Source organism: Streptomyces sp. BBFR25 (assembly GCF_044590125.1).
Lineage (GTDB): Bacteria > Actinomycetota > Actinomycetes > Streptomycetales > Streptomycetaceae > Streptomyces > Streptomyces canus_D.
The window spans coordinates 4,809,047-4,834,242 of sequence record NZ_CP172447.1 but is presented as its reverse complement, the minus strand read 5'-3'; the positions used below and the strand labels follow the sequence as shown (position 1 = coordinate 4,834,242).

General features: G+C 73.2%; 26 protein-coding genes. 8 read left to right on the top strand and 18 right to left on the bottom strand.

Features of this window, described 5'->3' with window-relative positions; all coding sequences use genetic code 11:
• Positions 1–5: 5 nt before the first annotated feature.
• The gene (locus ACGH52_RS22090; RefSeq protein ID WP_399941733.1) at positions 6–1,298 is read left to right on the top strand and encodes a 3-oxoacyl-ACP reductase; all 1,293 of its coding nucleotides are present in this window, start codon (positions 6–8) and stop codon (positions 1,296–1,298) included.
• Positions 1,298–2,170 carry a MaoC family dehydratase gene (locus tag ACGH52_RS22085; RefSeq protein WP_399941731.1) on the top strand — a complete coding sequence of 291 codons (873 nt, stop codon included), beginning with the start codon at positions 1,298–1,300 and terminating at the stop codon, positions 2,168–2,170. The genes ACGH52_RS22090 and ACGH52_RS22085 overlap by 1 nt, the downstream gene beginning before the upstream one ends.
• Here ACGH52_RS22085 and ACGH52_RS22080 read toward each other — a convergent pair.
• From ACGH52_RS22080 to ACGH52_RS22030, 11 genes are all read right to left on the bottom strand, one after another.
• The gene (locus tag ACGH52_RS22080; protein WP_247699507.1) at positions 2,155–2,874 is read right to left on the bottom strand and encodes a TetR/AcrR family transcriptional regulator; all 720 of its coding nucleotides are present in this window, start codon (positions 2,872–2,874) and stop codon (positions 2,155–2,157) included. The genes ACGH52_RS22085 and ACGH52_RS22080 overlap by 16 nt on opposite strands.
• Before the next feature lie 81 nt (positions 2,875–2,955).
• A complete protein-coding gene (locus tag ACGH52_RS22075) occupies positions 2,956–4,278 on the bottom strand; it encodes a dicarboxylate/amino acid:cation symporter (protein ID WP_121701889.1) in 1,323 nt (440 codons plus the stop codon).
• Between the two features lie 71 nt (positions 4,279–4,349).
• Positions 4,350–4,451, bottom strand: a complete 102-nt coding sequence (locus ACGH52_RS22070; RefSeq protein ID WP_309546884.1) for a putative leader peptide — start codon at positions 4,449–4,451, stop codon at positions 4,350–4,352.
• Positions 4,452–4,593: 142 nt separating this feature from the next.
• Positions 4,594–4,893: a DUF4229 domain-containing protein gene (locus ACGH52_RS22065; RefSeq protein ID WP_076975721.1), complete on the bottom strand. Its 300-nt coding sequence runs from the start codon at positions 4,891–4,893 to the stop codon at positions 4,594–4,596.
• Positions 4,894–4,982: 89 nt separating this feature from the next.
• Complete coding sequence (locus tag ACGH52_RS22060; RefSeq protein ID WP_399941726.1) at positions 4,983–5,507, bottom strand: GNAT family N-acetyltransferase; 525 nt, start codon at positions 5,505–5,507, stop codon at positions 4,983–4,985.
• Positions 5,508–5,536: 29 nt separating this feature from the next.
• A complete protein-coding gene (locus ACGH52_RS22055; protein ID WP_121701891.1) occupies positions 5,537–6,175 on the bottom strand; it encodes a UdgX family uracil-DNA binding protein in 639 nt (212 codons plus the stop codon).
• Positions 6,176–6,352: 177 nt separating this feature from the next.
• Positions 6,353–7,516: an aminofutalosine synthase MqnE gene (mqnE, locus tag ACGH52_RS22050; RefSeq protein ID WP_007443789.1), complete on the bottom strand. Its 1,164-nt coding sequence runs from the start codon at positions 7,514–7,516 to the stop codon at positions 6,353–6,355.
• A gap of 44 nt (positions 7,517–7,560) precedes the next feature.
• On the bottom strand, positions 7,561–8,019 hold the full coding sequence (locus ACGH52_RS22045; protein ID WP_007443788.1) for an Lrp/AsnC family transcriptional regulator: 459 nt from the start codon (positions 8,017–8,019) through the stop codon (positions 7,561–7,563).
• A gap of 106 nt (positions 8,020–8,125) precedes the next feature.
• Positions 8,126–8,776, bottom strand: coding sequence for a UbiX family flavin prenyltransferase (locus tag ACGH52_RS22040; RefSeq protein ID WP_399946840.1), 651 nt, complete (start codon positions 8,774–8,776; stop codon positions 8,126–8,128).
• Positions 8,777–8,831: 55 nt separating this feature from the next.
• Positions 8,832–9,737 (bottom strand): menaquinone biosynthesis prenyltransferase MqnP, encoded by a 906-nt coding sequence (mqnP, locus tag ACGH52_RS22035; protein WP_399941721.1) that lies wholly within the window; start codon positions 9,735–9,737, stop codon positions 8,832–8,834.
• Positions 9,734–11,191 carry a menaquinone biosynthesis decarboxylase gene (locus ACGH52_RS22030; RefSeq protein ID WP_399941718.1) on the bottom strand — a complete coding sequence of 486 codons (1,458 nt, stop codon included), beginning with the start codon at positions 11,189–11,191 and terminating at the stop codon, positions 9,734–9,736. Before ACGH52_RS22030 ends, mqnP begins: the two co-directional genes overlap by 4 nt.
• An 88-nt stretch (positions 11,192–11,279) precedes the next feature.
• On the opposite strand from ACGH52_RS22030, the gene ACGH52_RS22025 reads away from it, so the two are divergent.
• Positions 11,280–11,600 carry a PLD nuclease N-terminal domain-containing protein gene (locus ACGH52_RS22025; RefSeq protein WP_121701894.1) on the top strand — a complete coding sequence of 107 codons (321 nt, stop codon included), beginning with the start codon at positions 11,280–11,282 and terminating at the stop codon, positions 11,598–11,600.
• Between the two features lie 9 nt (positions 11,601–11,609).
• Here the strand turns inward: ACGH52_RS22025 and ACGH52_RS22020 are convergent, their stop codons facing one another.
• The 3 genes from ACGH52_RS22020 to ACGH52_RS22010 all read right to left on the bottom strand — a co-directional run bounded on the left by ACGH52_RS22020 (position 11,610) and on the right by ACGH52_RS22010 (position 15,872).
• Complete coding sequence (locus ACGH52_RS22020) at positions 11,610–13,526, bottom strand: serine/threonine protein kinase (protein WP_399941715.1); 1,917 nt, start codon at positions 13,524–13,526, stop codon at positions 11,610–11,612.
• Between the two features lie 130 nt (positions 13,527–13,656).
• Positions 13,657–15,396: a LamG-like jellyroll fold domain-containing protein gene (locus ACGH52_RS22015; protein ID WP_121701896.1), complete on the bottom strand. Its 1,740-nt coding sequence runs from the start codon at positions 15,394–15,396 to the stop codon at positions 13,657–13,659.
• Between the two features lie 68 nt (positions 15,397–15,464).
• Complete coding sequence (locus ACGH52_RS22010) at positions 15,465–15,872, bottom strand: VOC family protein (protein WP_059299873.1); 408 nt, start codon at positions 15,870–15,872, stop codon at positions 15,465–15,467.
• A gap of 106 nt (positions 15,873–15,978) precedes the next feature.
• Between ACGH52_RS22010 and ACGH52_RS22005 the strand changes: the two genes are divergently transcribed.
• Complete coding sequence (locus ACGH52_RS22005; protein ID WP_399941711.1) at positions 15,979–16,992, top strand: helix-turn-helix transcriptional regulator; 1,014 nt, start codon at positions 15,979–15,981, stop codon at positions 16,990–16,992.
• Positions 16,993–17,005: 13 nt separating this feature from the next.
• Here the strand turns inward: ACGH52_RS22005 and ACGH52_RS22000 are convergent, their stop codons facing one another.
• The gene (locus tag ACGH52_RS22000; RefSeq protein ID WP_076975712.1) at positions 17,006–17,368 is read right to left on the bottom strand and encodes a DoxX family protein; all 363 of its coding nucleotides are present in this window, start codon (positions 17,366–17,368) and stop codon (positions 17,006–17,008) included.
• Positions 17,365–17,895 carry a cupin domain-containing protein gene (locus tag ACGH52_RS21995; protein ID WP_399941708.1) on the bottom strand — a complete coding sequence of 177 codons (531 nt, stop codon included), beginning with the start codon at positions 17,893–17,895 and terminating at the stop codon, positions 17,365–17,367. The genes ACGH52_RS22000 and ACGH52_RS21995 overlap by 4 nt, the downstream gene beginning before the upstream one ends.
• Positions 17,896–17,975: 80 nt before the next feature.
• Here ACGH52_RS21995 and ACGH52_RS21990 point away from each other — a divergent pair, with 80 nt between their 5' ends.
• On the top strand, positions 17,976–18,830 hold the full coding sequence (locus tag ACGH52_RS21990) for a LysR family transcriptional regulator (protein WP_399941705.1): 855 nt from the start codon (positions 17,976–17,978) through the stop codon (positions 18,828–18,830).
• Positions 18,831–19,021: 191 nt separating this feature from the next.
• Entirely contained in the window at positions 19,022–19,930 is a 909-nt protein-coding gene (locus ACGH52_RS21985; protein WP_399941702.1) for an alpha/beta fold hydrolase, read from the top strand.
• Between the two features lie 68 nt (positions 19,931–19,998).
• Here the strand turns inward: ACGH52_RS21985 and ACGH52_RS21980 are convergent, their stop codons facing one another.
• Complete coding sequence (locus ACGH52_RS21980; RefSeq protein ID WP_399941699.1) at positions 19,999–20,601, bottom strand: O-methyltransferase; 603 nt, start codon at positions 20,599–20,601, stop codon at positions 19,999–20,001.
• Between the two features lie 40 nt (positions 20,602–20,641).
• Between ACGH52_RS21980 and ACGH52_RS21975 the strand changes: the two genes are divergently transcribed.
• Complete coding sequence (locus ACGH52_RS21975; protein WP_399941696.1) at positions 20,642–21,343, top strand: TioE family transcriptional regulator; 702 nt, start codon at positions 20,642–20,644, stop codon at positions 21,341–21,343.
• 178 nt (positions 21,344–21,521) lie between these two features.
• Positions 21,522–22,943, top strand: a complete 1,422-nt coding sequence (locus ACGH52_RS21970) for a condensation domain-containing protein (protein WP_399941693.1) — start codon at positions 21,522–21,524, stop codon at positions 22,941–22,943.
• Here ACGH52_RS21970 and ACGH52_RS21965 read toward each other — a convergent pair.
• Complete coding sequence (locus ACGH52_RS21965; protein ID WP_399941690.1) at positions 22,930–25,194, bottom strand: PQQ-binding-like beta-propeller repeat protein; 2,265 nt, start codon at positions 25,192–25,194, stop codon at positions 22,930–22,932. The two genes, ACGH52_RS21970 and ACGH52_RS21965, sit on opposite strands and share 14 nt — an antisense overlap.
• Positions 25,195–25,196 lie beyond the last annotated feature (2 nt).

Sequence of the window (25,196 nt, the reverse complement as noted above, 5' to 3'; positions counted from 1 at the left end):
AGGACATGGCCGACCGCTATCTCAGCTTCACCGGCACCGCACCCGGCCGTTTCCTCACCCGCCGGCTGGGGCTGCCGCAACCCGCGGAGCTGCGGCGGGACGCGCTCGACGGCGGCCTGCTGCACCTCACGGCCGGCCGGCCGGACCCCGGCCTCGCGCCCGTCCTGGCCCGCACGGGCCTGCCCCGGGACGAGGACGGCCGGCCCGCCGCCGTCGTCCTGGACGCCACCGGCGTACGGGACGTGGACGCGCTCGCCGAGGTGCACGCCGCCCTGCATCCCGTCGTACGGTCGGTCGCCGCGAGCGGCCGCGTGGTGGTGCTCGGCGCCCCGCTCGACCCGGCCGACCACCACCAGGCCGCCGCCCAGCAGGCGCTGGAGGGGTTCACGCGCTCGCTCGGCAAGGAGATCGGGCGGGGCAGGACGGTCAACCTCGTACGGCTCACCGACCCGGCAGCCGCCGAGTCCACCCTGCGCTTCCTCCTCTCCCCCGCCTCCGCCTACGTCAGCGGCCAGGTGATCGAGGTCGGGGCCGCGGGCGAGGGCGCCGACCCCGACGACTGGACCCTCCCCCTCGCCGGGCGCACCGCCCTGGTCACCGGCGCCGCACGGGGCATCGGCGCCGCGGTCGCCGAGACGCTGGCCGGGCAGGGCGCCCAGGTCGTCGTCCTGGACGTGCCGCAGGCCGAGGACGCGGCACGCCGGGCCGCCGAACGCCTGGGCGGCACCGCCCTCGCGCTGGACATCACGGCCGCCGACGCGGGCGAGCGCATCGCCGCCGCACTGCCCGGCGGGCTCGACATCCTGATCCACAACGCGGGCGTCACCCGCGACCGGCGCCTGGTCAACATGCCCGCGGAACGCTGGACTTCCGTACTCGACGTCAACCTCGCGAGCGTCCTGCGCACCACGGACGCGCTGCTCGCGGCGGGCGCCGTCAACCGGGGCGGCCGGATCGTGGCGACGGCCTCCATCGCCGGGCTCGCGGGCAACGCGGGCCAGACCAACTACGGCGCGAGCAAGGCGGGGATCGTCGGCCTGGTGCGCTCGCTGGCGCCGCGCGCGCTCGCCGGGCACGGGGTGACGGTGAACGCGGTGGCGCCGGGCTTCATCGAGACGAAGATGACGGCGGCGGTGCCCCTCTTCATCCGCGAGGCCGGGCGGCGTATGAACTCCCTCGCCCAGGGCGGCCTGCCCGTCGACGTCGCCCGGACCACCGCCTGGCTCGCCCACCCGGCGTCCGGCGCGGTCAACGGCCAGGTCGTACGGGTCTGCGGCCAGAGCCTGCTGGGGGCCTGATGACCTCCGCGGCCCCGACCACCAGCACCCTGACCGGCGTCCCCGCCCTCGCGCCGCTCCTCGCCCGCGGCGCGCTGCTCTCGCCCCTCAAGCGCCCCCGCCCGGACGCGGACCTCCCCCGCACCCGGCTGGTGCTGCCCGGCCTGCGCGTCGACCTCGCGCGACTGGCGGCGTACGAGCGGGTGTGCGGGTTCGCGACCGGCGCGGACGCCCTTCCGGTGACGTATCCGCACGTGCTGGGCTTCCCGCTGGCCATGCGCCTGATGAGCGCCCGGGACTTCCCGCTGCCCCTGCTCGGGCTCGTCCACACCTCCATCGGCATCACCCGGCGGGCCGCCATGCCCGCGACCGGTGCGTACGAACTCGCCGTGCACGTCGAGGGGCTGGCCCCGCACCGGCGCGGCACCGAGGCGTCGGTGGTCACGGAGCTGCGCGCCGGTGCCGACGTGGTGTGGGAGTCCCGCAGCACCTACCTGGCCCGGCACCGCACCACCGCCCGGCCCGCCGCCGGGGAGACCCCCTCGACAGACCGGGAGCCCCTCCCCGCGCGCGCCGAATGGCGTCTTGCGGGCGACGTCGGACGCCGTTACGGCGCCGCGTCCGGCGACCGCAACCCGATCCACCTGCACCCGCTCACCGCCCGCCTGTTCGGCTTCCCGCGGGCGATCGCGCACGGCATGTGGACCGTGGCCCGGTGCCTCGCCGAGCACGGGACACCGGAGGCGGCCGTGGTGCGGGCACAGTTCAGGACGCCGGTGCTGCTGCCGGGGGCGGTGGCGTACGGGGCCGAGGACGGGCGGTTCGAACTGCGCGGGGCGCGGGACGGACGGCTGCACCTGTCCGGCGAGGCCGGGCCCTATCCGGCGGCCTGAGCCACCGGCGCGGGGTCCGGCACCGGCTCGGGCCTCCCCGCCGACTCCGCGGACTCCGCCGACTCCTCCGGCGGGGACCAGGGCCGCCCCGTCATCAGGTCGCCCAGGCCCGCCCAGGCGAAGTTCATCAGGGTCGCCGCCGCCTGTTTCGCGGTGACGCCCTCGGTGGCGCCCGCCCAGTCGGCGAGCGACTCCGCCGCGCCGACCAGCGCCTCGGCCAGCCCGGCGACCTCGCCCTCGGGCAGATGCGGGTCCCGGTGCGCGTCCCGCGCCGCGGCGGCGATCAGCTGCGTCACGAACGCGACGATCTCCTCGCGCATCGCCGCCACCTCGGCCGCGAACCGCTCCCCGTGCGTCCGGGCGTGCAGGTGCAGCACCCGCCAGGCGTCCGGGTGCCGTGCGGTATGGCTGAAGAACGCCCGCAGCCCGGACCAGAGTTGCCCGTCCGCGGAGAGCCCCGGACGCACGCCGGCCCGCACCGCCTCGGTGAGGGCGCGGGCCTCGCGGCCGATGCAGGCGCTGAAGAGGTCGTCCTTCGAGTTCAGGTACAGATACACCAGCGGCTTGGACACGCCCGCCAGTTCGGCGATCTCGTCCATCGACGCCGCCATGTACCCGCGCCGCCCGAAGACGTGCACGGCGGCGTCCAGCATCTGCTGCTCACGGACCGCACGCGGCATCCGCTTGGTCTTCCCAGCACCCATGCGCATCAGCGTACGGTCCGTGCGGCGGTGATCAGGACGTCGGCGGGACGCCGACGCCCGGAACACCGCGGACGGCGACGGTCAGGCGGCGACCGGAACCGGCTCCGCGTCCTGCTTCTCCCGCTCGGGCTCGTCGATCGGCGAGGCGTGCGCCTCGTCGTACGCCTTGCGGTCGAGCAGCCCCTCGCGGGCCGAGACGATCACCGGGACGAGGGCCTGGCCCGCGACGTTGGTGGCGGTCCGCATCATGTCCAGGATCGGGTCGATGGCGAGGAGGAGGCCGACGCCCTCCATGGGCAGGCCCAGGGTGGACAGGGTCAGGGTGAGCATGACCGTGGCGCCGGTGAGGCCGGCCGTGGCGGCGGAGCCGACCACCGAGACGAAGGCGATCAGCAGGTAGTCGCCGACGCCGAGCTGGATGTCGAAGATCTGCGCGACGAAGATCGCGGCGATCGCCGGGTAGATCGCGGCGCAGCCGTCCATCTTGGTCGTCGCGCCGAACGGCACGGCGAAGGACGCGTACTCCTTCGGGACGCCGAGGCGCTCGGTGACCTTCTGGGTCAGCGGCATGGTGCCGACCGAGGAGCGGGAGACGAAGGCCAGCTGGATGGCGGGCCAGGCGCCCTTGAAGAACTGCAGCGGGCTGGCCTTGGCGACGGTGGCGAGCAGCGTCGGGTAGACCACGAACATCACGAGGGCGCAGCCGACGTAGATGTCGGCGGTGAAGGTGGCGTACTTGCCGATGAGGTCCCAGCCGTAGGTGGCGATGGCCTTGCCGATGAGGCCCACGGTGCCGAGCGGGGCGAGGCGGATGACCCACCACAGGGCCTTCTGGAGGAGTTCGAGGATCGACTCGCTCAGGTTCAGGATCGGCTGGGCCTTCTCGCCGAGCTGGAGGGCGGCAATACCGGCGACGGCGGCCATGAAGACGATCTGCAGGACGTTCAGCTCGGTGAACGGCGTGATGACGTCGGTCGGCACGATGCCGGTCAGGAAGTCGATCCAGGAGCCGGTGTGCTCGGGCTTGGCGCCGTCGGCCGGGGTGAGGCCGGTGCCGGAGCCGGGGTTGGTGACCAGGCCGATGACGAGGCCGATGGCCACCGCGATCAGCGACGTGATCATGAACCAGAGGAGGGTGCGGGACGCCAGGCGGGCCGCGTTGTTGACCTTCCTCAGGTTGGTGATCGAGACGAGGATCGCGAAGAAGACCAGCGGGGCGACGGCCAGCTTCAGCAGGCCGATGAAGGTGTCGCCGACCTTCTCCAGGGTGGTGACCAGCCACGATATGTCCTGGCTGCGGGCCAGCCAGCCCAGCAGGACACCGAGGACGAGGCCGCCGAGTATCTGGGCCCAGAAGGGCACCTTGAGGTACTTCGTCAAAGAAGTGGGTGAAGACACGGACATGCTCCGTAGGGGGACGGGACGCGGGATGGGACGCGCTGAGCTGACGTGGGAACGACTGGTGAGGGGGAACGTCAGGGGCGACAGTTCGCGGACGCGCACCGGCAGAGGTCCACGTGCAGGCGCGCCACGAGCGCGAGGCGCTGCGGTGTGGTGGGCGCGGCTGCTTGCTTCATGCACACGACTTTAACACCCAAGCTTTGGGACACTCAAAGCCATACTTTGAGAGGCAGGAGTGCGCTACTGCCCGCAAAACGCAAAGCGCCCCGGTTTCCGGTGAAATCGGAAGCCGGGGCGTGCGTGCGTACGTGACGGACGTTACGAGGTCTGGCCCTGCGCCCGCGCGGTGTCGTCGGCGCCGTCCTCCTGGCCGCGGTTGGCCTCCAGGTTGGCCTTCATGCGGGTCACCCGGCCCGCGACCTGGACCGAGGCCCGGTCCCGCTCCTTGCGCAGCGCGACGTAGCTGATGGGGGCGGAGATCAGCAGGGAGAGCAGCAGGATCCACATGCCGTTGGAGTCACCGAGGCCGCGCGGGAACACTCCGGCGTAGACGAGCCCCCAGACGACCACGAGGCAGCCTGCGAAGATCCCGAGGCGCATCAGCGTGTAGCGGAGCATCTCAATCCACTCTTCCGTTTCTGGCACAAAGAGGCACTGTCCAGTGAAACATGCCGGGTCGTCGCTCTCGCAGGGGGGTGGGGGCGCGCTCAGCCCAGGGGCAGGAGCAGGAAGATGTCGTCCCGGTCGTCGCCGGGGGCGACCCGGATCGCACCGGGGACCCGGCCGACCTCCTTGTAGCCGCAGGACTCGTAGAACCGCTCCAGGCCGAGGCCGCCCCGGCAGGTGAGCCGTATCGCCTCGATGCCGTCGCAGGAGCGGGCGGCGTCCGCGGCGGCCGCCATCAGGTCCCTGCCGTAGCCGCGGCCCTGGTGGCGCGGGTGGACCATGACCGTGTAGAGCCACAGCCAGTGCCGCATCAGGCGGTGGGTGTTGAGGGCGAGGAACGCGGTGGCGGCCACCCGGCCCTCCTCGTCGTGGCCGACGAGCAGACGGGTACGCCCTTCGGCGATCCCCACCATGTGCTTGACCAGCTCGGGGCGGATGTCCTCGCGCGTCACCGGGGGCACGAAGCCCACGGAGCCGCCGGCGTTGGAGACGTCGGTCCACAGGTCGAGGACGCCGTCACGGAGGTCGCGGGTGACGGCCGGATCGAAAGTGAAAGTAAGGGACACCGAGCCATAGTAACCATTACGTCAGGCCATTACGCCAGGGCTTGTGCGGCGATTTTCAGGTCCGAGACCAGTCCCCGGTAGGCCCCCTCCCGGTCGTCGGAGCGCAGCACCGCCGACGGGTGCACGGTCGGCACCAGCCGTTCCGGCCGCCCGTGAACCTCCTCCTCCAGCAGCGTGCCGCGCACCTGGGTGACCCGGAAGGACGAGCCGAGCAGCGCCTTCCCGGCCGTGGCGCCCAGCACCACGATCAGCTCGGGCCGCACCCGGTCCAGCTCGGCGGCCAGCCAGGGGCCGCAGGCGGTCGTCTCGCGTAGGGTGGGCGCCTTGTGGATACGGCGCTTGCGGGGCTCGGCCCGGGTGAACTTGAAGTGCTTGACGGCGTTGGTGACGTACGCGTCCGCCGGGTCGAGGCCGGCGTCCGCCAGCGCCCGGTCGAGGAGGTGCCCGGCGGGGCCGACGAAGGGCTTGCCCTGCCGGTCCTCCTGGTCGCCGGGCTGCTCACCGACGAGCATGAGGCGGGCGGTCGCCCTGCCCGCGCCGAAGACGGTCTGCGTGGCGTCGCGGTGCAGGGGGCAACCCCGGCATTCGGCTGCCGCCTCGCGCAGGGCGGGGAGGCCGCCGCGGTCCGGAACGAAGGGTTGTGCGGTGTAGTCGTCCTCGGTGGCCATGGGGGCGCGGGTACCCGCCGTGGGCCGTTCGGATCCATGCCGGGTGCGGGTGGCCCGTGGCCGGTCGCGCAGTTCCCCGCGCCCCTTCGGGGCACGTGCACTGGACGCCCCTGAAAGGGGCGCGGGGAGTGCGCGAGCAACCACCCACTCACCCGCACCCGGAGAACAACCGGAGATTCACACCCGCATCGGCTGCGGCGCCTCCCGACGCGCCGGGTCGGGACCCTCGTACTCCCGCAGGATCTCGTACCGCGTGTTCCGCTCGACCGGCCGGAACCCGGCGTCGCGGATGAGGTCCAGCAGGTCCTCGCGCGTCAGCTTGTTCGGCGTGCCGAAGTCGTCCGCGTCGTGCGTGATCTTGTACTCGACGACCGAGCCGTCCATGTCGTCCGCGCCGTGCTGGAGGGCCAGCTGGGCCGTCTGGACGCCGTGCATGACCCAGAAGACCTTGACGTGCGGGACGTTGTCGAAGAGGAGACGCGAGACGGCGAAGGTCTTCAGGGCCTCCGCGCCGGTCGCCATCTGCGTGCGCGCCTGGAGGCGGTTCCTGACCTTGCCGTCCTTCATGTCCACGAAGTCGTGCTGGTAGCGCAGCGGGATGAAGACCTGGAAGCCGCCCGTCTCGTCCTGCAGCTCACGCAGGCGCAGCACGTGGTCCACGCGGTGGCGGGGCTCCTCGATGTGGCCGTAGAGCATGGTGCACGGGGTCTTCAGGCCCTTCTCGTGGGCCAGGCGGTGGATGCGGGACCAGTCCTCCCAGTGGGTGCGGTGGTCGACGATGTGCTGCCGCACCTCCCAGTCGAAGATCTCCGCGCCGCCGCCGGTGAGGGACTCCAGACCGGCGTCGATCAGCTCGTCCAGGATGTCGGAGGCGGACATCCCGGAGATGGTCTCGAAGTGGTGGATCTCGGTGGCCGTGAACGCCTTGAGCGAGACGTCCGGCAGCGCGGCCTTCAGTTCGCGCAGCGAGCGCGGGTAGTAGCGCCACGGCAGGTTGGGGTGCAGGCCGTTGACGATGTGCAGCTCGGTGAGGTTCTCGCCCTCCATCGCCTTGGCGAGCTTCACCGCCTCCTCGATGCGCATCGTGTACGCGTCCTTCTCCCCCGGCTTGCGCTGGAAGGAGCAGTACGCGCAGGAGGCGGTGCACACGTTGGTCATGTTGAGGTGGCGGTTGACGTTGAAGTGGACGACGTCGCCGTTCTTCCGCGTCCGCACCTCGTGCGCGAGGCCGCCGAGCCAGGCGAGATCGTCCGACTCGTACAGCGCGATGCCGTCCTCGCGGGTCAGCCGCTCACCGGAGCGGACCTTCTGCTCCAGCTCGCGCTTGAGCCCGGCGTCCATGCGATACCTCTTTCTGAGACAGACGGGTCAACGGTACGCCCCGGCTACTGGACCTCTTCCGGCAGCTCGCCCACCCGGTTCTCCCACTTGGTGGAGAGAACGATGGTGGTACGGGTCCGGGACACGCCCTTGGTGCCCGACAGCCGCCGGATGATGCTCTCCAGGCCGTCCACGTCGGCGGCGCGCACCTTGAGCATGTAGGAGTCGTCGCCCGCGATGAACCAGCAGTCCTCGATCTCCCGCAGCTCCTTGAGGCGCTGGGCCACGTCCTCGTGGTCGGCGGCGTCGGAGAGCGAGACGCCGATCAGGGCGGTGACGCCGAGGCCGAGCGAAGCGGCGTCCACGGTGGCCCGGTAGCCGGTGATGACACCGGCCGCCTCCAGCCGGTTGATGCGGTCGGTGACGCTGGGTCCGGAGAGTCCGACCAGGCGCCCCAGCTCCGCGTAGGAGGCCCGGCCGTTCTCCCTCAGAGCCTGGATGAGCTGCCTGTCCACCGCGTCCATGCGATCGAAGCCTTCCACTGAAGAGTTCTGAAGATGTGGGTAACAAACGTGTGGGTCGCGCACATGTGGGTCGCGCACATGTGGGGGGATGGTGCTCCGGCGGCGCTCAGGTGGTGGTGCGGGCCCCGCCGAGATCGCCGCGCCAGCGGCGGTAGAGGTCGTGTCCGACGCCCGCCGCGTCGAGGACGCGTCCGGCGACGAAGTCCACCAGATCCTGGATGTGTGTCGCCCCCGCGTAGAAGGCCGGGGAGGCGGGCACCACACGCGCACCGGCGTCGTCCAGGGTCACCAGGTGCCGCAGCGTCCGGCCGTCCAGCGGGGCCTCCCGTACGGCCACGACCAGCCTGCGGCGCTCCTTGAGGGTCACGCTCGCGGTGCGCTGGAGCAGGTCCTTCGACAGCCCGAGCGCGACGCCCGCGACGCAGGCCGTCGACGCGGGCACGATCAGCATGCCCTTCGTCCGGTACGACCCCGAGGACGGCCCGGCCGCGAGGTCGCCCGCGCTCCAGTGCCGTACGGCGGAGACGTCCGCGTCGAAGGTGTCCGGCTTTCCGTCGGCTCCGCGGGCCAGCCACTCGCGCAGGTCCTGCTGCCAGTGGGCGTCGCGGAAGGAGATGCCGGTCTCGTCGAGCAGGGTGAGCCGCGAGGCCCGGCTGACCACCAGGTCGACACTCTCACCGGCAGCGAGCAGCGCCCGCAGCACGGCGGCGGCGTACGGGGTGCCGGACGCCCCGGACACCCCCACGATCCAAGGCACGCGCTGCGTCTGTCCTGGCTTCATGATGCCGAGCCTAGTCGCAGGCTCAGGGTTTTCAGACCGTGAGGCCCCTTACGAGCAGATCCAGCAGCGCACACACGAACAGGGCGATACCGATGAAGCCGTTGACCGAGAAGAACGCCCTGTTCAGGCGGGTCAGGTCGTGCGGACGGACGATGGTGTGCTCGTAGACGAACGCGCCCGCGACGATCAGCAGGCCCAGCCAGAAGAAGACGCCGGCGTCGGTGGCGACGGCGTACCAGGCGAACAGGGCCGTGGTGACCGTGTGGCAGGCGCGGGCGCCCCAGATCGCGGCCGGGACGCCGAAGCGGGCCGGGACGGACTTCACGCCGACCTGCCGGTCGGTCTCGACGTCCTGGCAGGCGTAGATCAGGTCGAAGCCGCCGATCCAGATGCCGACCGCGAGGCCGAGGATCACGGCCTCCCAGGACCACTCGCCGGTGATCGCCAGCCAGCCGCCGATCGGGCCCATGGCCTGGGCGAGGCCGAGGATGGCCTGCGGGAAGTTCGTGAACCGCTTGCCGTACGGGTACACCACCATCGGGATCACCGCGACGGGGGCCAGGGCCAGGCAGAGGGGGTTGAGCAGGGCCGCCGCGCCGAGGAAGACGATCAGGGCGATCAGTGCGCCGGTCCAGGCGTGCTTGACCGACATGGCGCCGGTGACCAGCTCGCGGTGGGCGGTGCGCGGGTTGCGGGCGTCGATCTCGCGGTCGATGATCCGGTTGACCGCCATCGCGAAGGTGCGCAGGCCCACCATGGCGACGGTGACCAGGAGCAGCCTGCCCCAGTGGATGTTCTCGTCCCACAGGTACATCGCGGTCAGCGCGGCGATGTAGGCGAAGGGCAGCGCGAACACCGAGTGCTCGATCATCACCAGGCGCAGGAAGGCCTTGGTGCGCCCCGGCTGCTGCGGCAGGGCGGCGGAAGCCGACGTCACAGTCCGTACTCCTTCCAGCGGCGGTCGACCTTCGCCGCCGTCTCCGGGTCGGACAGCACCATGTCCGGCCAGCCCCCGTCGCGCGTGTACCCCTCCTCGGGCAGCTTCTTCGTCGCGTCGATGCCCGCCTTGCCGCCCCAGAACTGCTGGTAGGAGGCGTGGTCGAGATGGTCGACCGGGCCTTCGACGACGGTGAGGTCGCGGCCGTAGTCGGTGTTGCCGAGCGCGCGCCAGGCGACCTCGTGCAGGTCGTGGACGTCGCAGTCGGAGTCGACGACCACGATCAGCTTGGTCAGGGACATCATGTGCGCGCCCCAGATGGCGTGCATGACCTTCTGGGCGTGCTTGGGGTACTTCTTGTCGATCGAGACGATCGCGCAGTTGTGGAAGCCGCCGGCCTCGGGGAGGTGGTAGTCCACGATGTCCGGCACGATGATCTTCAGCAGCGGCAGGAAGAAGCGCTCGGTGGCCTTCCCCAGCGGGCCGTCCTCCGTCGGCGGGCGGCCGACCACGATCGACTGGAGCAGCGGGCGCTTCCGCATCGTCACGCAGTCGATCTTCAGGGCGGGGAAGGGCTCCTGCGGGGTGTAGAAGCCGGTGTGGTCGCCGAAGGGGCCCTCGGGGAGCAGCTCGCCGGGCTCCAGCCAGCCCTCGATGACGACCTCCGCCTGCGCCGGCACCTGGAGCGGGACGGTCTTGCAGTCGACCATCTCGATCCGCTTGCCCTGGAGGAACCCGGCGAAGAGGTACTCGTCGATGTCGCCGGGGAGCGGGGCCGTGGAGGCGTACGTCACGGCGGGCGGGCAGCCGAAGGCGATCGCGACCGGCAGGCGCTCGCCGCGCCGGGCGGCCACCTGGTAGTGGTTGCGGCTGTCCTTGTGGATCTGCCAGTGCATGCCGATGGTGCGCTTGTCGTGGCGCTGGAGCCGGTACAGGCCCAGGTTGCGGATGCCCGTCTCCGGGTCCTTGGTGTGGGTGAGGCCCAGGTTGAAGAAGGAGCCGCCGTCGTCCGGCCAGGTGAAGAGGGCGGGGAGGCGCTCGAGGTCCACGTCGTCGCCGGTGAGGACGACCTCCTGCACGGGCGCGCTGCCCGGCTTCACCTTCTTCGGCGGTACGTGCGTCATCGCGCCGAGCTTGCCGAAGGCCTCGCGCACACCGACGAAGCCCTGGGGCAGCTCGGGGCGGAGCAGTCCGCCGATCTTGTCGGAGATGTCGGAGTACGACTTCAGGCCGAGGGCCTTGAGCAGGCGCCGGTCGGTCCCGAAGACGTTCATCGCGAGGGGCATGTCGGAGCCCTTCACGTTCTCGAAGAGCAGGGCGGGACCTCCGGCCTTGTTCACCCGGTCGACGATCTCCCCGACCTCCAGGTACGGATCGACCTCGGCCTTGATGCGCTTGAGGTCGCCCTCGCGCTCCAGAGCCCTGAGCAGGGAGCGAAGATCGTCGTAAGCCATGCGGTCCAGTATCCCCGAGCGGCTACCCTGGCCCTGTACCTGGGGGCCCGTGACGCGTCCCCACCCCTCGCTTGAGCTGGAGAGGCCCATGCTCCGGGTGCTGATGTTCCTCGTGCCACTGGCATTGAGCGTCTACGCGTTCATCGACTGCATCAGCACGAAGGACGCCGACATCCGCCACATGCCCAAGCCGCTGTGGGCGATCCTCGTGCTGCTCTTCCCGCTGGTCGGATCGATCTCCTGGATCATCGCCGGGAAGAAGCGGCAGCCCGCCGGCTCCTCGCCCTGGCAGGGCGGCGGCGGGCGGCGGCAGTGGGTGGCGCCGGACGACAACCCCGAGTTCCTGAAGTCCCTGGAGAAGGACGACGAGAGGGACGACGAGAAGGACAGGGACGGGGACAAGGACTAGGGCACGGGGCTAGATCCTGGTCCAGCGCTGGGAGGCCGAGCCGGTGCACGTCGTGGTCGTCAGGCCGATCATGGACGCCCGGCGGTTGAGGTCGAGGCAGCCACCCGTCGTGAGGCTCCTGAGCGAGCCGTCGGCCCCCTGACGCCACTCTCCTCCCGGCTGGCCACACGCGGCCTTGATGAGCCAGGCGTTCGCGCTCCTGGCGTGGATGCACTGGGCCGTGCCCACGTTGAGCATCCGGAAGGCGCCGTCCGAGGTGCTCTGGAAGCGGAAGACGGCGATGTCGCCCGAGCAGGCGCCGTCGTCGACGGGAGTGCCGACGTACATGCACTTCCCGCTCGATCCGTTCTTCAGCATGAAGCTCCCCGACGCGGACCCGCCGCCCTCCGAGCCGTCACCGCCGGACCCGCTCCCCCCGGACCCGCTTCCTGAGCCGGAGCCGGAGCCGGAGCCGGAGCCCGAGCCCGAGGACGACGCACCCGAGTCGGACGTTCCCCCCGAGTCGGACGACCCTCCCGCGTCGGAGGAGCCCCCCGAGTCCGAGGCGCCGCCGGACGCGCCGCCGTCGCCGTTCTTCCCGCTCTCCTCGCCCTCGCCCTCGCCCTTGACCTTGCCCTTGTCCTTGTCGTCGCCCTCGCCCTTGTCGTCCTTCTTCCCGCCGTCGGGGCTGCGGGAGGCGGAGGCGCTCGGGCCGGTCGAGGCGGTGGCGGAGGGGCCCGGGGCGGCCGTTCCGGTGGCCGCGGGCGGCGCGGCCGCGTTCCCGTCCCGGTCCGCGTCGTCCATCGCGTACGGCAGCAGCGTGAAGCCGAGCGTCGCCCCGGTCACGGCGACCGGGATCACGAACGCCAGGATCCTCGTGCGGCGCCGTCGCTCGCGCTTCTCCGGCCGTCCGCCCGCGACCACGGGGGCGGACGGCGCGTCGGGCGCCGCCTCGGCCGGCTTGCTCGGCCGGTCCGGCTTGTTCGGCTCCTCCGGCTCGCGCAGGTGCGCGGGGTCCGGGCGCTTCGCGGCGAAGGCCGCCCGCTCGGACAGCCGCTCGGTGATGTCCTCCGGCCACGGCGCGGCGGCCGACGCACCGTGCGCCGCGGCGCGTTCGACGAGTTCGGCGGCGGTGGGGCGGCCCTCGTGGTCCTTGTCGAGGCAGGCGGCGACGACGTCGGCGAGCGCGGGGTCGAGGTCCCGCAGCGGCTGGAGGTCGGGTTCCTCGTGCACGATGCGGTACAGCACCGCGTGCCCCGACTCGTCGCCGAAGGGCGGGCGGCCGGACGCCGCGTAGGCGATCACCGAGCCCAGCGCGAAGACGTCGACGACGCCGCTGGACGCGCGCTTCCCGGACGCCTGCTCGGGCGACATGTAGGCCGGGGTGCCCACCACCATGCCGGTCCGGGTCAGCTGGCTCTGGTCGGCGGCCCGGGCGACACCGAAGTCGATGAGGGTGAGGCCGTCGAGGGTCAGCATGACGTTGGACGGCTTCAGGTCCCGGTGGACCATGTCCAGGGCGTGCACGGCCGCCAGTCCGGTGGCGGCCTCCCGCAGGATGAGCCACAGCGCCTCGGCGGGCAGGGGCCCGTGCAGGTCGACGGCCTCGCGCAGGGTGAGGCCGGGCACGTAGGCGGTGGCGAACCACGGCGGCCGGGCCTCCCTGTCCCCCGCGAGCAGCGGCGCCGTCGCCTCCTCGGGCAGCCGGGCGAGGTTGTCCAGCTCGTGTCCGAAGCGGCGCAGGAAGTCCTTGTCCTCCCCGGCGACCGACGGCAGCACCTGTTTGACGGCCGCGTACCGGCCCTCGTGGACGCCCAGGTAGACGCGGCCCATGCCGCCGGCCCCGAGCCTGCCCAGCAGCGGGATCGGCCCGATCCGGCGTGGGTCGTCGTCCTCCAACGGCTCGGCACCACTGCCCGTGAGGCCGTCTCCGGCTTCCCCGCTCAACTCTCTCCCCGTTCACCGGCTGCCGCGCGTCCCGTGCGAGACCTCGCGGCCACTGATTGAGAGCTACATCTTTAGCACGGCAGACCCAACTGGCGCCTCGCGGAACGATGGTGAGGACGCATCAGTACTGTCACACGAGTCTCCCGACCTCGGCCGGGGGCAGCGCACGGTCGAAGGCGCGTACGTCCCGGACCGTGCCGGGGAAGAAGTCGGCGGGCGTTCCGCCGTAGGAGGCCCGGCCGATCATGAAGGCGCCGGTGGCGGGGGCCGCGCCGGTGTCGTCGATCTCCGCCTCCTGGACGCCGTTGACGTACAGGCGGAGCTTGCGGGTCCGGCCGTCGCAGACTCCGGTCAGGTGGGTCCAGACGCCGGCGGCCGGTGCGGTGCGGCCGACGGCGCGCAGGCCGGGACGGGAGAAGGCCCAGCCGCCGTCCTCGTGGGCGTACTGGAGGTAGAAGCCGCTGGCGGTGTCGCTGTCCTGGCTGACGGCGGTGGCGAAGGTGCCCGGTACGGCGGTCAGGCGGACCCAGGCCGCGACGGTGAAGCTCCGGCCCTCGCCGGTCTCCAGGACCGGCCCGTCGGTGACGATCTGGCTGCCGGTCCCGTCGAAGGCGGCCCCGCCCCCGTCGGCCTGCCAGGTGACGCCGGTCGCGGTGGCGTCGTGGCCGCCCGCCGTGTCCCGCGCGATCCCGCCCTCGGCCTCGTCGAGGGGCCAGAGCCCGACCGGGCCCGGGGGCGGCGGGGTGGCGGTGGAGGGCGAAGGCGCGGGGGCGTCCGAGGCGGCGGGGCGGTTGAGCCAGAACCCGGTGCCCACGCCGAGCGCGGCGACCGCGCCCGCGCCGGAGAGCAGGAAGGCCCGTCGGCTGCGGCGGCCACCGTCACCGGCCGCCGTGGGGCGCGCGCCCGCCGGTGCGGGCGGCGGGGGCATGGTGTCGACGCGGGTGTGCGGGTGCGCCACCGGCGTCCCGGGCGGCGGTACGACCATGGTGGGTACCGCGTCCGCGCGGGTCGGACGGGCCGCCGGCGTCCACTGGTGGGCGTGCGGCAGGGCCGTCGCGCTCTCGCCGCCCAGCGGGCCGATGCGGGCGAGGATCTCGCGCGGGGCGGGACGGCGGGCCGGGTCCTTGGCGAGGCAGTCGGCGATCAGGGAACGCAGAGCCGGGTCGGCGACGTCGGCGACGTCCGGGGCGTTGTGCACCACGCGGTAGAGCAGCGCGGGCGTCGGTCCGGCGCCGAAGGGATTGGCGCCGGTCGCCGCGAAGGCCAGCACCGCGCCCAGGCAGAACACGTCGCTGGCCCAGGTGACCTCGTCCCCGTTGACCTGCTCCGGGGACATGAAGCCGGGGGAGCCCGCCATGTGCCCGGTGCCGGTGAGGGAGTCGGCGTCGACGCTGCGCACGATGCCGAAGTCGATGACGCGCGGCCCGTCCTCGGCGAGCAGCACGTTGGAGGGCTTCAGGTCGCGGTGGACGAGGTGCGCGGCGTGGATCGACACCAGCGCCTCGGCCAGCCCGGCGGCCAGGGTGAGCACCGCCCGCGGTTCGAACGGCCCCCCTTCGGCCACCGCCTGCTCCAGCGACGGCCCGGCGATGTAGCTGGTGACCAGCCAGGGCAGGGGCGCGTCCGGGTCGGCGTCGACGACCGGGGCGGTGAAGGCGCCGCTGACCATCCGGGCGGCCTGGACCTCGCGTCGGAAGCGGTCGCGGAACTCGGGCCTGCGCAGCAGTTCGGCGTGCACCACCTTGACCGCGACGAGCCGGCCTCCCGGGGACCGGCCGAGGAAGACCCGGCCCATGCCGCCCGCACCCAGCCGGCTCAGCAGCCGGTACTCCCCGACGGAGCGCGGGTCGTCCGGCTCCAGCGCTGACACAGATCCCTCCCGGTCACTCCCCGCGTGCGGTCCTCGCCCTTGCGGGCGAATCCAGCATAGGGGGGCCGTCAGCGGGGGGTGTCGGCGAACTTCTCGACGGCGGCCGGGGTGACCGGGGTGAAGAAGTTGACCAGGTTGCCGTCGGGGTCGCGGAAGAGGAGCGCGCGGTTGCCCCAGGGCATGGTCGTGGGCTCCTTGACGAACTCCGCCACGAAGCCGGTCAGGTTCCGGTGCACGGCGTCCACGTCGTCGACGAGGAACTCGATGATCACGCTGTGGTTGTCGGCCGGGCGGGCGGAGCCGGGGGCGAAGAGCGGCACGGTGCGGGTGCTGCCGATCGCGAGGGTGCCCGAGGGGGTACGCAGTTCCGCGAAGTCCTCGGTGGCCCAGGTCGCGCGCAGGCCGGTGGCGCGCTCGTAGAAGTCGACGAGGCGGGCGACGTCACCCGTGATGACGCGGATCGAGACGAGATTCATGGGTTCACTCCGGTTCGGCGGTGCTGTGCTGTGCTGTGCACTGTCCCTGGCACGCTAGGGGCAATACCGGTCACAATCCGGCCGGTATCGGCGGCAGACTTGGGACATGTCCCGTCCCGTGTCCCGTGTGCTCACCCTGCTCGAACTGCTCCAGGCGGGCGGGGTGCGCACCGTGGCCGAACTCGCCGACCGGCTCGGCGTCGGCGAGCGCACGGTGCGCCGGTACGTCGACCACCTCGTCGACCTCGACGTCCCCGTGGAGTCGGTGCGCGGCCGCTACGGCGGCTACCGGCTCGCCCCCGGCCACCGCATGCCCCCGCTGATGCTGACCGACGACGAGGCGCTGGCCGTCCTGCTGGGCCTGGTCGCCGGGCGGCGGACGGGGATCACGGCGGCGGCGGGCACCGCGGGCGAGACGGCGGCGGCGAAGGTCCGGCGGGTGCTGCCGGAGCGGCTCCGGCACCGCCTGGACGCGGTGCTCGACTCCCTCACCTTCACCACCGCGCCGGCCGAGTCCGCCGCCCCGGAGGCCGCCGTGCTGCTCCCGGTCGCCGACGCGGTGCGCCATCACCGGCCGGTGGCGTTCCGGTACACCGGCGGCCGCGGCGGGGACGGCGAACGCACGGTGTACCCGTACGGGCTCGTCGCGCACGCGGGCCGGTGGTACGTGACGGGCCGGGACCTCTCGGCCGGTGCGGAGCGGACGTTCCGCCTGGATCGCGTCCGTGGTGCGAGGGTCCTGCCCGGCACCTTCGAACCGCCGCCCGGGCCGGGTCCGGCGGAGCGCGTCCTGACGGCGCTGGCCACCGCGCCCTACCGGCACGCCGTGACGGTACGGGTCCAGGGCACGGCCGAGGAGATCCGCACCCGGCTCCCGGCCAGCGTGGCGATCGTGGCCGCGGAGGCCGGAGGTAGCGCCCCCGCAGGTGCGGACCGGGCCGGTGCCGAGGTCTGGTGTCGGGTCGAGATGCGGGCCGAGCGGCTCGACTGGGTGCCGGGGGTGCTCGCCTCGCTGGACCGCCCGTTCGTCGTCGAGCGACCGGACGAGCTGCGCGGTCTCGTCGCCGACCTCGCGGGCCGGCTCCTGGACGCGGCCCGGCAGGCCCCGCCGGGGGACTGACGACGGCGCCGGGTCACAGCCAGGTCGTGGCGAGCCCGACGGTGACCGCGGCGGCGGCCAGGAGGGTGAGGTTGAGGGCGACCCGGCGGTCCCCGAGGCGCAGATGGACCCCGGTCGCGCCGAGTTGCAGGACGACGAAGCCGACGGCCGCGGCCAGGGCCAGCCCGGGCGCGACGCCGGTCAGCGGCGGAAGGACCAGCCCGGCCGCGCCGAGCAGCTCGACCGCCCCGACGGCACGGACGGCGGGCATCGGCGTGCTGTCCACCCAGGCCATCATCGGCCGCAGCCCCGCCCGGCTCCGCACCACCTTCAACGCGCCCCCGTAGAGGTAGAAGGCGGCCAGGAGTCCGGCGACGATCCAGTACGCGACGTTCACGACCCGGCGCCCCGGGCGTAGTCGGTGGCGGGCTCGGTCGCATAGCGGCTCATCGTCCGCAGGCTCTCCCGCGGGGTCGGGGTCCGGCCGTCGGCGTACAGCTCCCTCAGGTCGCGGAAGTACTGGACGTACAGGTCGGGCGTGAAGGTGCTGAGCATGCGGGCCGGTTCGCCGGTGGTGTTGGCGAAGGTGTGCGGTGCGCCGGGCGGGACCATGACGAGCGTGCCCGCCGTCGCGTCGATGTCCTCGTCCCCCACGGTGAACCGCACCGTGCCGGAGATGACGTAGAAGCCCTCGTCGTGCCGGGCGTGGCGGTGCTGGGGCGGCCCGGGGGTGTGCGGGGCGAGCACGGACTCGGCCATGCCGAGGCGGTGGCCGGTGTGGCTGCCGTCCTCGAGGACGCGCATGCGGGTGGTGCCCAGCAGGATCGTCTCACCGTCCTCCGGTCCGACCACGGAGACGGCGGGGTCCGTGCCCGGCCGCGGCGGCTCGGGCTCTCGCTCACTGTTGTGCGGTGCGTCGGTCATGTTCCGATTCCACCGCCGGGGCACCGGGAGCGTCCAAGACCTGTTCCGCGCACTCGATACCGCACGGGTATCGTCGCAGGATGGAGCTACGTACGCTGCGCTACTTCGTGGCGGTCGCCGAGGAACTCCACTTCGGCCGGGCGGCCGTCCGGCTGCACATGAGCCAGCCGCCGCTGAGCCGGGCGATCAGGGCACTGGAGACGGAACTCGGCGCCACGCTGTTCCACCGCACCTCCACCGGCGTCACCCTCACCGCTGCCGGGTCGGTGCTGCTGGACGAGGCGCGCGCCCTGCTCGACCGGGCCGACCGGGTACGCGCCCGCGTTGCCGCCGCGGCCGGTGCCGCGACCCTCACCGTCGGCATCCTCGGCGACAGCGCCGACCCGGACGTGGTCCGGCTGGCCGACGCCTACCGCCGACGCCACCCGCACGCCGAGGTCACCATCCGCGAGACCGACCTGACCGATCCCACCTGCGGGCTGCACGCCGGGCTGGTCGACGTGGCGCTCACCCGGGGCCCCTTCGACCCCACCGGCCTGACCACGCACACCCTGCGCGCCGATCCGGTGGGTGCCCTGCTGCGCGCCGACGATCCGCTGGCCGGGCGCGCGAGCCTGTCCCCGGCCGAGCTGGCCGACCGCCGCTGGTTCCGGTTCCCGGAGGGCACGGACCCCCTGTGGCAGGCGTACTGGCACGGCGGGGAGCCACGCCGGGGGCCCGTGGTGCGTACCGTCCGCGAGTGCCAACAGGCCGTCCTGTGGAACGGCACGGTCGGCATGACCCTCGTCGGCCACGTCCCCGCCGAGGGGCTCGCCGTGGTGCCGCTGACGGGCCTGCCGCCGAGCCCGGTGGTGCTGGTCTGGCCGCGGACCGACCCGAACCCGCTGGTCCGCTCGTTCGTCCGGACCGCGATCGCGGCGTACGACGCCTCGTAGGTACGCGAACGGGGCGCGGGGCGGGGGCGGTTGTCCCCCGGGGGAGCTACGGACAGGTGTCCACCGCGGGGTGACGATCCGGGGCCGGCGGATCCATAGAGTCCTTCTCAGTCGCCGAGCACGACAGGCCGACGGAGAAGGATCCCCCCCACCCGCGCCCCTACCCCGCCCTTGCCCGCTGGAGGCCCCCCATGTTCCGCACCCTCGCCAAGGCGACCGCCGTGATCGCCGTCGTCTGCACCGTGGCCGGCGCGGGACTCGTCCTCCACGAGGAGTACGGCGACGACGACTCCGGCGCGAAGGACACCGGCGCCTCCGCGGGGGCCTCCTTCACCGGTACGAAGAAGATCCGCGTCGACGGCCACACGGTCAACGTCTCCTGCTCCGGCCGCTCCGACGCCGACCGGCCCCTGGTGCTGCTGCTGCCCGGCGGCGGCGAGGGCCTGGACAACATGGCCCCCTTGCAGAAGGCGCTGAGCACGTCGGACCGGGTCTGCTCCTACGACCGCCTCGGCGAGGGCAGGAGCGACAAGCCCGCCCCCGGCGCCCTGCAGACCGTCGACGACGCCGGTGTCCTGCTCACCAAGGTCCTCGACCACCTCGCGGGCGACCGCCCGGTCATCCTGGCCGGACACTCCCTGGGCGGTTACCTCGCCGCCCGCTACACCCCCGACCACACCGACCGCGTCAAGGGCCTGGTGCTCCTGGACGCCACCGTCCCCCACCTCACCCGCGACATGAACCGCACCGTCCCCGCCGACGTCACCGGCCCGGCGGCCCAGCTCCGGGACGGCGCGATCGCCGCCAACGAGGGCCAGAACCCGGAGCGGTTCGTCATCGCCGACGGCCCGGTCCACTCCGCCGGGGACCTCCCCGTCGAGATCCTCAAGCACGAGTCCCAGTACGCCGAGGTCCCCGAGTACGGTCCCGCGCTGGAGAAGATGTGGGCCAAGGGCCAGCAGGAGTGGCAGCAGCTCTCCACCGACGCCGAGCTGACCACCGCCAAGGGCAGCGGCCACTACATCCACACCGACCGCCCCGACCTCGCCCTCAAGGCCGTCCAGAACGTCACCACCCGCGCCACCAAGGCCGCCCACTGACCCCCACCGCCCCCACAGACCGGCCCTGGGCCATGGCTTCCCCCGCCACGGCCCAGGGCCTCCTTCCGTCAGTACCTGAGCCGGGTGCCGACGATCGCGACCAGGTCGGGGGCGAGGCGGAGTTCGGTGGTGTGCAGGGCCGGGTGCTCCAGCCAGTGCAGCCGGGGCCGGTCGGGGGTGCCCTCGAAGCGGGGCGGCCAGGTGGTGGCGGGGGTGAAGTCGTCGACCACCAGAGTGCCGCCGGGGGTCAGAAGACGCGCCGGATCGGCGGCGCCGTCGCCCTTCGCCTGGCCCCCGCCGTCCAGCACCAGCAGGTCGTACGGCCCGAGTTCCTCGACGCGTCGCCAGTCCCCGTGGAGGATCTCGACCTCCGGGTGCTCCCGGAAGACCTCCCTGGCGACACGGACCCGCTCCGCGTCGCGTTCGACGCCGACCAGCCGGGTCCCCGGGCGGGCACCGGAGGCCAGCCAGGCCAGGCCCACGCCGCAGCCCGTGCCCGTCTCGGCGACGGTGTGCGGTGCTCCCGCGGCCAGCAGGTGGAGCAGGCGGCCCTGTTCGGGGCGGCACGAGTGGGCGAAGCCCTGCGCACGTGCCGCCGCCACGGCCCGGACGACCAGCGCCGGCAGGGTGGCGTCGTCGTCCCGGTAGGCGTCCGTCCCCTGAAGCGACATGCGCGCATTATGGCTCCCCACCCCGCATAGGCTGCGCCGGATGAGGAACGGTGAGCGGCGTCTGCGTACCGTTGATCTGGCTCGTGCGGTGGGGCTGTCGACGCAGCAGGTCCGCAATTACGAGGGCGCCGGTGTTCTGCCCCCGGCCGGGCGGACCGATGCCGGGTACCGGGTCTTCGGGGAGCGGCACCGGGACGCGCTGCTGACGTCCCGGGCGTTGCAGCCGGGCTACGGGGCGGTGACGGCGACGCGGGTCATGCGGGCGGTGCACGACGGGGACGTGGCCGCCGCCCTCGCCCTGGTGGACGCCGCGCACGCCGCGCTGCACGAGGAGCGGGGGTCGCTGCGGGCCGCCCGCGAGGCGCTGGAGGCGCTGGCCGGTGGGGAGACCGCCGCGCCGTCGCCGCACCGGCTGCGCATCGGCGAGGTGGCCGCGCTGATCGGCGTACGGACGTCGGCGCTGCGGGTGTGGGAGGAGGCGGGGCTGCTCGTGCCCGGGCGGGAGCACGGCACCGGGTACCGCGTGTACGGGCCCGCCGACGTGCGGGACGCGCGGGTGGTGCGCGCGCTGCGCCGCAGTCACCATCTCTTCGACCGGATCCGGCCTGTCCTCGACGACCTGCGGCGCGAGGGGAGCACCGAGGCGCTGCGGGCGGCGGTCGAGGCACGCGGACAGGCCCTCACCGCGCGGACCCGGTCGATGCTGGCGGGAGCGGCTGCCCTGCACGCGTACCTGGAGTGAGGGGTGAAGGGTGCACGGGGGAAGGGTGAAGAGGCCGCCGCCCCGGGGCCGGATCGGGGCCGGATCGGCGTTCGAGAGGCCATCCGTTCCGTTGAACAGTGCCGACACAGCAGGTGCGCGGCCGTAAAGACGGCATTCCCTTGGTCGGGTCTGTACATCTGCGAACGGAGACCTCCTCGTGCGAATGACCGACATCCAGCGCTGCGAGATCCGGCCCGGGCGCCTCGTCGAGTGGACGCTCAGTCCCGCGACGCTCGACATCGCGGCGGCGCTGCCCGAGGACACGCGGCCGCCCGCGTACATCCAGGAGTCGCACATCCGCACGGCACGGTCGGTGCGCGAGGGCGGCCTGTTCGTGCCGACCTGGCTCGGCGCGGCCTTCGACATCCCGGGCCCGGTCGACCTCGACGTGCTCCAGGAGGCGCTGCGCGCCTGGACCCTGCGGCACGAGACGCTGCGCAGCGGGTTCCGGTGGAGCGGCGAGGGCGGGGACACGATGCGCCGGTTCACGCTCGACGCGGACGCCGTGGCCCTGCACCGCGAGGACGTCGGCGACTTCCCGGACGCGGCGGACCTCGCCCGGCACCTCCAGGACCGCTTCGACCGCGTCGCGGACGCGCTGCGCTGGCCCAACCTCATCTACACGGCGGTCGTCCGCGACGACGGCGTCAGCGTCTACATGGCCTTCGACCACAGCAACGTCGACGCGTACTCCATCTACCGCATCCCCGCCGAGGTCGGCGAGCTGTACGCCGCGGGCGTCGCGGGGCGGACCGTGCCGCGGCCCCGGGTCGGCTCCTACGTCGACTTCTGCGAGGCCGAGCGGGCGGACGCGGACCGGATCGACGGCGACCACGAGATCGTCGCCCGCTGGCGGGAGTTCATCCGGCGCTGCGACGGGCGGCTGCCGTCCTTCCCCGTCGACCTGGGCCTGCGGCCCGGCGGCCCGCTGCCCGAACAGCGGATGCTGCGCGAGCCGTTGGTGGACGCGGCCGACGCCGCCGCGTTCGAGGCGTACTGCCGCCCCTACGGCGGCAGCCTGGTCGGTGTGCTGGCCGCGACCGCGCTGATCGTCCACGAGATCGGCGGCGAGCCGGTCTACCGCACCGTCGTGCCCTTCCACACCCGGTCGCGGTCGCAGTGGGCGGAGTCGGTCGGCTGGTACGTGGGCGGCGCGCCGATCGAGGTCCCGGTGGACCGCGCCCACGACTTCCCCGGCGCCCTGCGCGCCGTCCGGTCCGAACTCCAGGCCAACCGGCGGATGTCCCGCATGCCGATCGACCGGGTGCTGCGCCTGCTCGGCACGGACTTCCGGCCGACCTCACCCGACCTGTACTCGATCGTGTCGTACGTCGACGCCCGCGACGTCCCCGGCGCGGAGAGCTGGCCGGACCGGACGGCGTACGCGCTGCTCCGGGTCTCCTACGGCGACCAGGTGTGCGCCTGGGTGACCCGGCTCCCGGAGGGCCTGTGGTTCGCCAGCCGCTACCCGGACACCGACGTCGCCCACAAGAACCTGCGGCTGTACGTCGAGCGGCTGCGGGACGTCGTCACGGGCGTCGCCCGCGGGGACTTCGGGCCGCCGCTCACCGCTCGGTGAGGGAGACGCCGCCCGCGTGCAGGCGCCCGTCGCCGCCGTCGAAGTAGATCCGGTCCCCGTCGAGGGCCGCGTCGGGATCGCCGGACGACAGACGGGTCTTCGCCGTCGCTCCGGTACGGGCGTCCGCGGCGTGCAGGGCGCCGGCCTTCGTGCTGAAGAGCAGTGAACCGTCCAGCAGACCGTGCAGCTCGGGGTCGCGTTCGGTGTGCTCGCTCCACAGCGGTTTGCCGGAGCTTGCGTCGACCGCGTGCACGGCCCCGGTTTCGGAGTCGCTGGTGACGCCGCCGAGCCCGCCGTACACGACGCCGTCCGCGACCACGAGGGGGTCGAGCCACTGCCGCACGGACTCGGTGTCCGCGTCGTAGATCCACCGCCGTGTGCCCCGCCGGGCGTCGACGGCGTGGAGGACACCGCGGTCGTCACCGAAGTAGACCGTGCCGTCCGACACCTCGACCGCCGACAACTCGCCCGGGTACGGCCGACTCGTTCTCGAGCTGTACCGCCACAGCCGGTCCCCCGTCTCCGCGTCCCAGGCGTAGAAGTAGGTGTCGTCCGGTTCCCGGACCCCGCCGTAGACGACCCCGTCCACGACCGCGAGCGCATTGGACAGGATCTGGTCGATCCTGTGGGTCCACTTCAGCCGCCCGGTGGCGGCGTCCACTGCCGACACGGAGTAGCTGACGGGGAGTTCGGACTCCTCGGACAGGTCGTGCATGGCGCTCGTGTACACGGTGCCGTCGGCCACCACGACCCCCATGTAGAGGTCGAAATCCGCTCCGGGTGGCGTGTGCGTCTGCGCGTCCACGATCCAGACTCGCTTGCCACTGTCCACGTCGATGCCCTGGATCGTGCCCTCCTCGTCGCTGGAGACCACCGCCAGACCGTCGCTGACTCCTTCGAAGGACAACGAGCCCGGACGGTCGTACGTCCACGCGGTGTCACCGTCCGCGGCCGTCAGCGCGTGCAACCGGCCGTCGTCGTCCTCGCCGACCAGTTTTCCGCGGGCGACCTCCGCGTGCCGGAGGCCCATGTCCGACGGCCACAGCTCCCGCACCGTCGGCTGTTTCGCGGCGGCCGTGGGACTGCCGGAGCCCTCGGCGCCGTCGCCCCGGCCGGCGGAGTCCGAGAAGGCACGGGGCAGCAGCAGACCGCCGACGACGGCCAGGGCGACGAAGGCGCCGGCGGCGGCGAGGACCGCCGTACGCCGCCGGGTCGCTCCCCGCGGCCGGGCGGCGGGCGGTGCGCCGAGCCGGGCCGTGGCGACGGCGGTCGGCGCCGGGCCCACCGTGACGGTCGGCAGGTCGGCGTCCACGGGCGCCGCTGCGGTCGCCTGCGCCTGAGGCACCGGCAACGGCTCGGCCCCCAGCGCGGCGACGTCGGCGGCGACCGGCGCGGGCAGCCACGTACCGGCGGCGAACGTGACCCTGGTGCCGTCGGCCGCCTCCCAACGGCCCAGTTCCCCGACGAGTTCGGGGACCTCGGGCCGCTGCCGCGGGTCCTTGGCCAGGCACCGGGCGACCACCTCGGCGAGTCCGTCCGGCACGCGCTCCAGGTCGGGATCCTCGTGGACCACGCGGTAGTTGACGCCGTGCGCGGGCCCGCCCCCGAACGGGCCGGTCCCGGTCGCCGCGTACGCCAGCAGCGCGCCCAGCGCGAACACGTCCCCGGGCGGCCCCACCTCGCGGCCGACCAGCTGCTCGGGCGGAAGGTAGCCGGGGCTGCCGACCACGGCCCCCGTGGTCGTGAGCTTGGTGTCGTCGGCGGCCACCGAGATGCCGAAGTCGATCACCCGGGGTCCGTCCGGCGCCAGGAGCACGTTCGACGGCTTCAGGTCGCGGTGCACCACGTCGGCCCGGTGGATCGCGTCCAGGGCCTCCGCCAGCCCGGACCCCAGGGCCCGCACGGACCGCTCGGGCCAGACTCCGTGCGCCGCGACCGCCGTGCCCAGCGCGACGCCCGGCACGTAGGCGGTGGCCAGCCACGGCAGGTCAGCGTCCGGATCCGCGTCGACCACGGGCGCGGTGAACGGGCCCGCGACCCGCTGCGCCGCCGCCACCTCCCGCCCGAACCGCCTGCGGAAGGCGGGGTCCTCGGCCAGTTCCTCGTGCACCACCTTCACGGCGGCCGCCCGGCCGCCCGGCGAACCGGCCAGGTACACCCGGCCCATCCCGCCCGAGCCGAGCCGGGCAACGATCCGGTACGGGCCGACCCGCTCGGGATCGCCCGTCTGAAGCGGTACGTACGCCTGCACTC

Bases quoted from the DNA above. Each gene is read 5' to 3' on its own strand.
- ACGH52_RS22080 (WP_247699507.1), bottom strand. From the start codon at position 2,874: ATGGGTGCTGGGAAGACCAAGCGGATGCCGCGTGCGGTCCGTGAGCAG.
- ACGH52_RS22090 (WP_399941733.1), top strand. From the start codon at position 6: ATGGCCGACCGCTATCTCAGCTTCACCGGCACCGCACCCGGCCGTTTC.
- ACGH52_RS22045 (WP_007443788.1), bottom strand. From the start codon at position 8,019: ATGGACGCGGTGGACAGGCAGCTCATCCAGGCTCTGAGGGAGAACGGC.
- ACGH52_RS22005 (WP_399941711.1), top strand. From the start codon at position 15,979: ATGTCCCGTCCCGTGTCCCGTGTGCTCACCCTGCTCGAACTGCTCCAG.
- ACGH52_RS22025 (WP_121701894.1), top strand. From the start codon at position 11,280: ATGCTCCGGGTGCTGATGTTCCTCGTGCCACTGGCATTGAGCGTCTAC.
- ACGH52_RS22010 (WP_059299873.1), bottom strand. From the start codon at position 15,872: ATGAATCTCGTCTCGATCCGCGTCATCACGGGTGACGTCGCCCGCCTC.
- ACGH52_RS22055 (WP_121701891.1), bottom strand. From the start codon at position 6,175: ATGGCCACCGAGGACGACTACACCGCACAACCCTTCGTTCCGGACCGC.
- ACGH52_RS22030 (WP_399941718.1), bottom strand. From the start codon at position 11,191: ATGGCTTACGACGATCTTCGCTCCCTGCTCAGGGCTCTGGAGCGCGAG.
- ACGH52_RS21990 (WP_399941705.1), top strand. From the start codon at position 17,976: ATGGAGCTACGTACGCTGCGCTACTTCGTGGCGGTCGCCGAGGAACTC.
- ACGH52_RS22075 (WP_121701889.1), bottom strand. From the start codon at position 4,278: ATGTCCGTGTCTTCACCCACTTCTTTGACGAAGTACCTCAAGGTGCCC.
- ACGH52_RS21980 (WP_399941699.1), bottom strand. From the start codon at position 20,601: ATGTCGCTTCAGGGGACGGACGCCTACCGGGACGACGACGCCACCCTG.
- ACGH52_RS22070 (WP_309546884.1), bottom strand. From the start codon at position 4,451: ATGAAGCAAGCAGCCGCGCCCACCACACCGCAGCGCCTCGCGCTCGTG.
- ACGH52_RS21975 (WP_399941696.1), top strand. From the start codon at position 20,642: ATGAGGAACGGTGAGCGGCGTCTGCGTACCGTTGATCTGGCTCGTGCG.
- ACGH52_RS22065 (WP_076975721.1), bottom strand. From the start codon at position 4,893: ATGCTCCGCTACACGCTGATGCGCCTCGGGATCTTCGCAGGCTGCCTC.
- ACGH52_RS21985 (WP_399941702.1), top strand. From the start codon at position 19,022: ATGTTCCGCACCCTCGCCAAGGCGACCGCCGTGATCGCCGTCGTCTGC.
- mqnE (WP_007443789.1), bottom strand. From the start codon at position 7,516: ATGGACGCCGGGCTCAAGCGCGAGCTGGAGCAGAAGGTCCGCTCCGGT.
- ACGH52_RS22085 (WP_399941731.1), top strand. From the start codon at position 1,298: ATGACCTCCGCGGCCCCGACCACCAGCACCCTGACCGGCGTCCCCGCC.
- ACGH52_RS21995 (WP_399941708.1), bottom strand. From the start codon at position 17,895: ATGACCGACGCACCGCACAACAGTGAGCGAGAGCCCGAGCCGCCGCGG.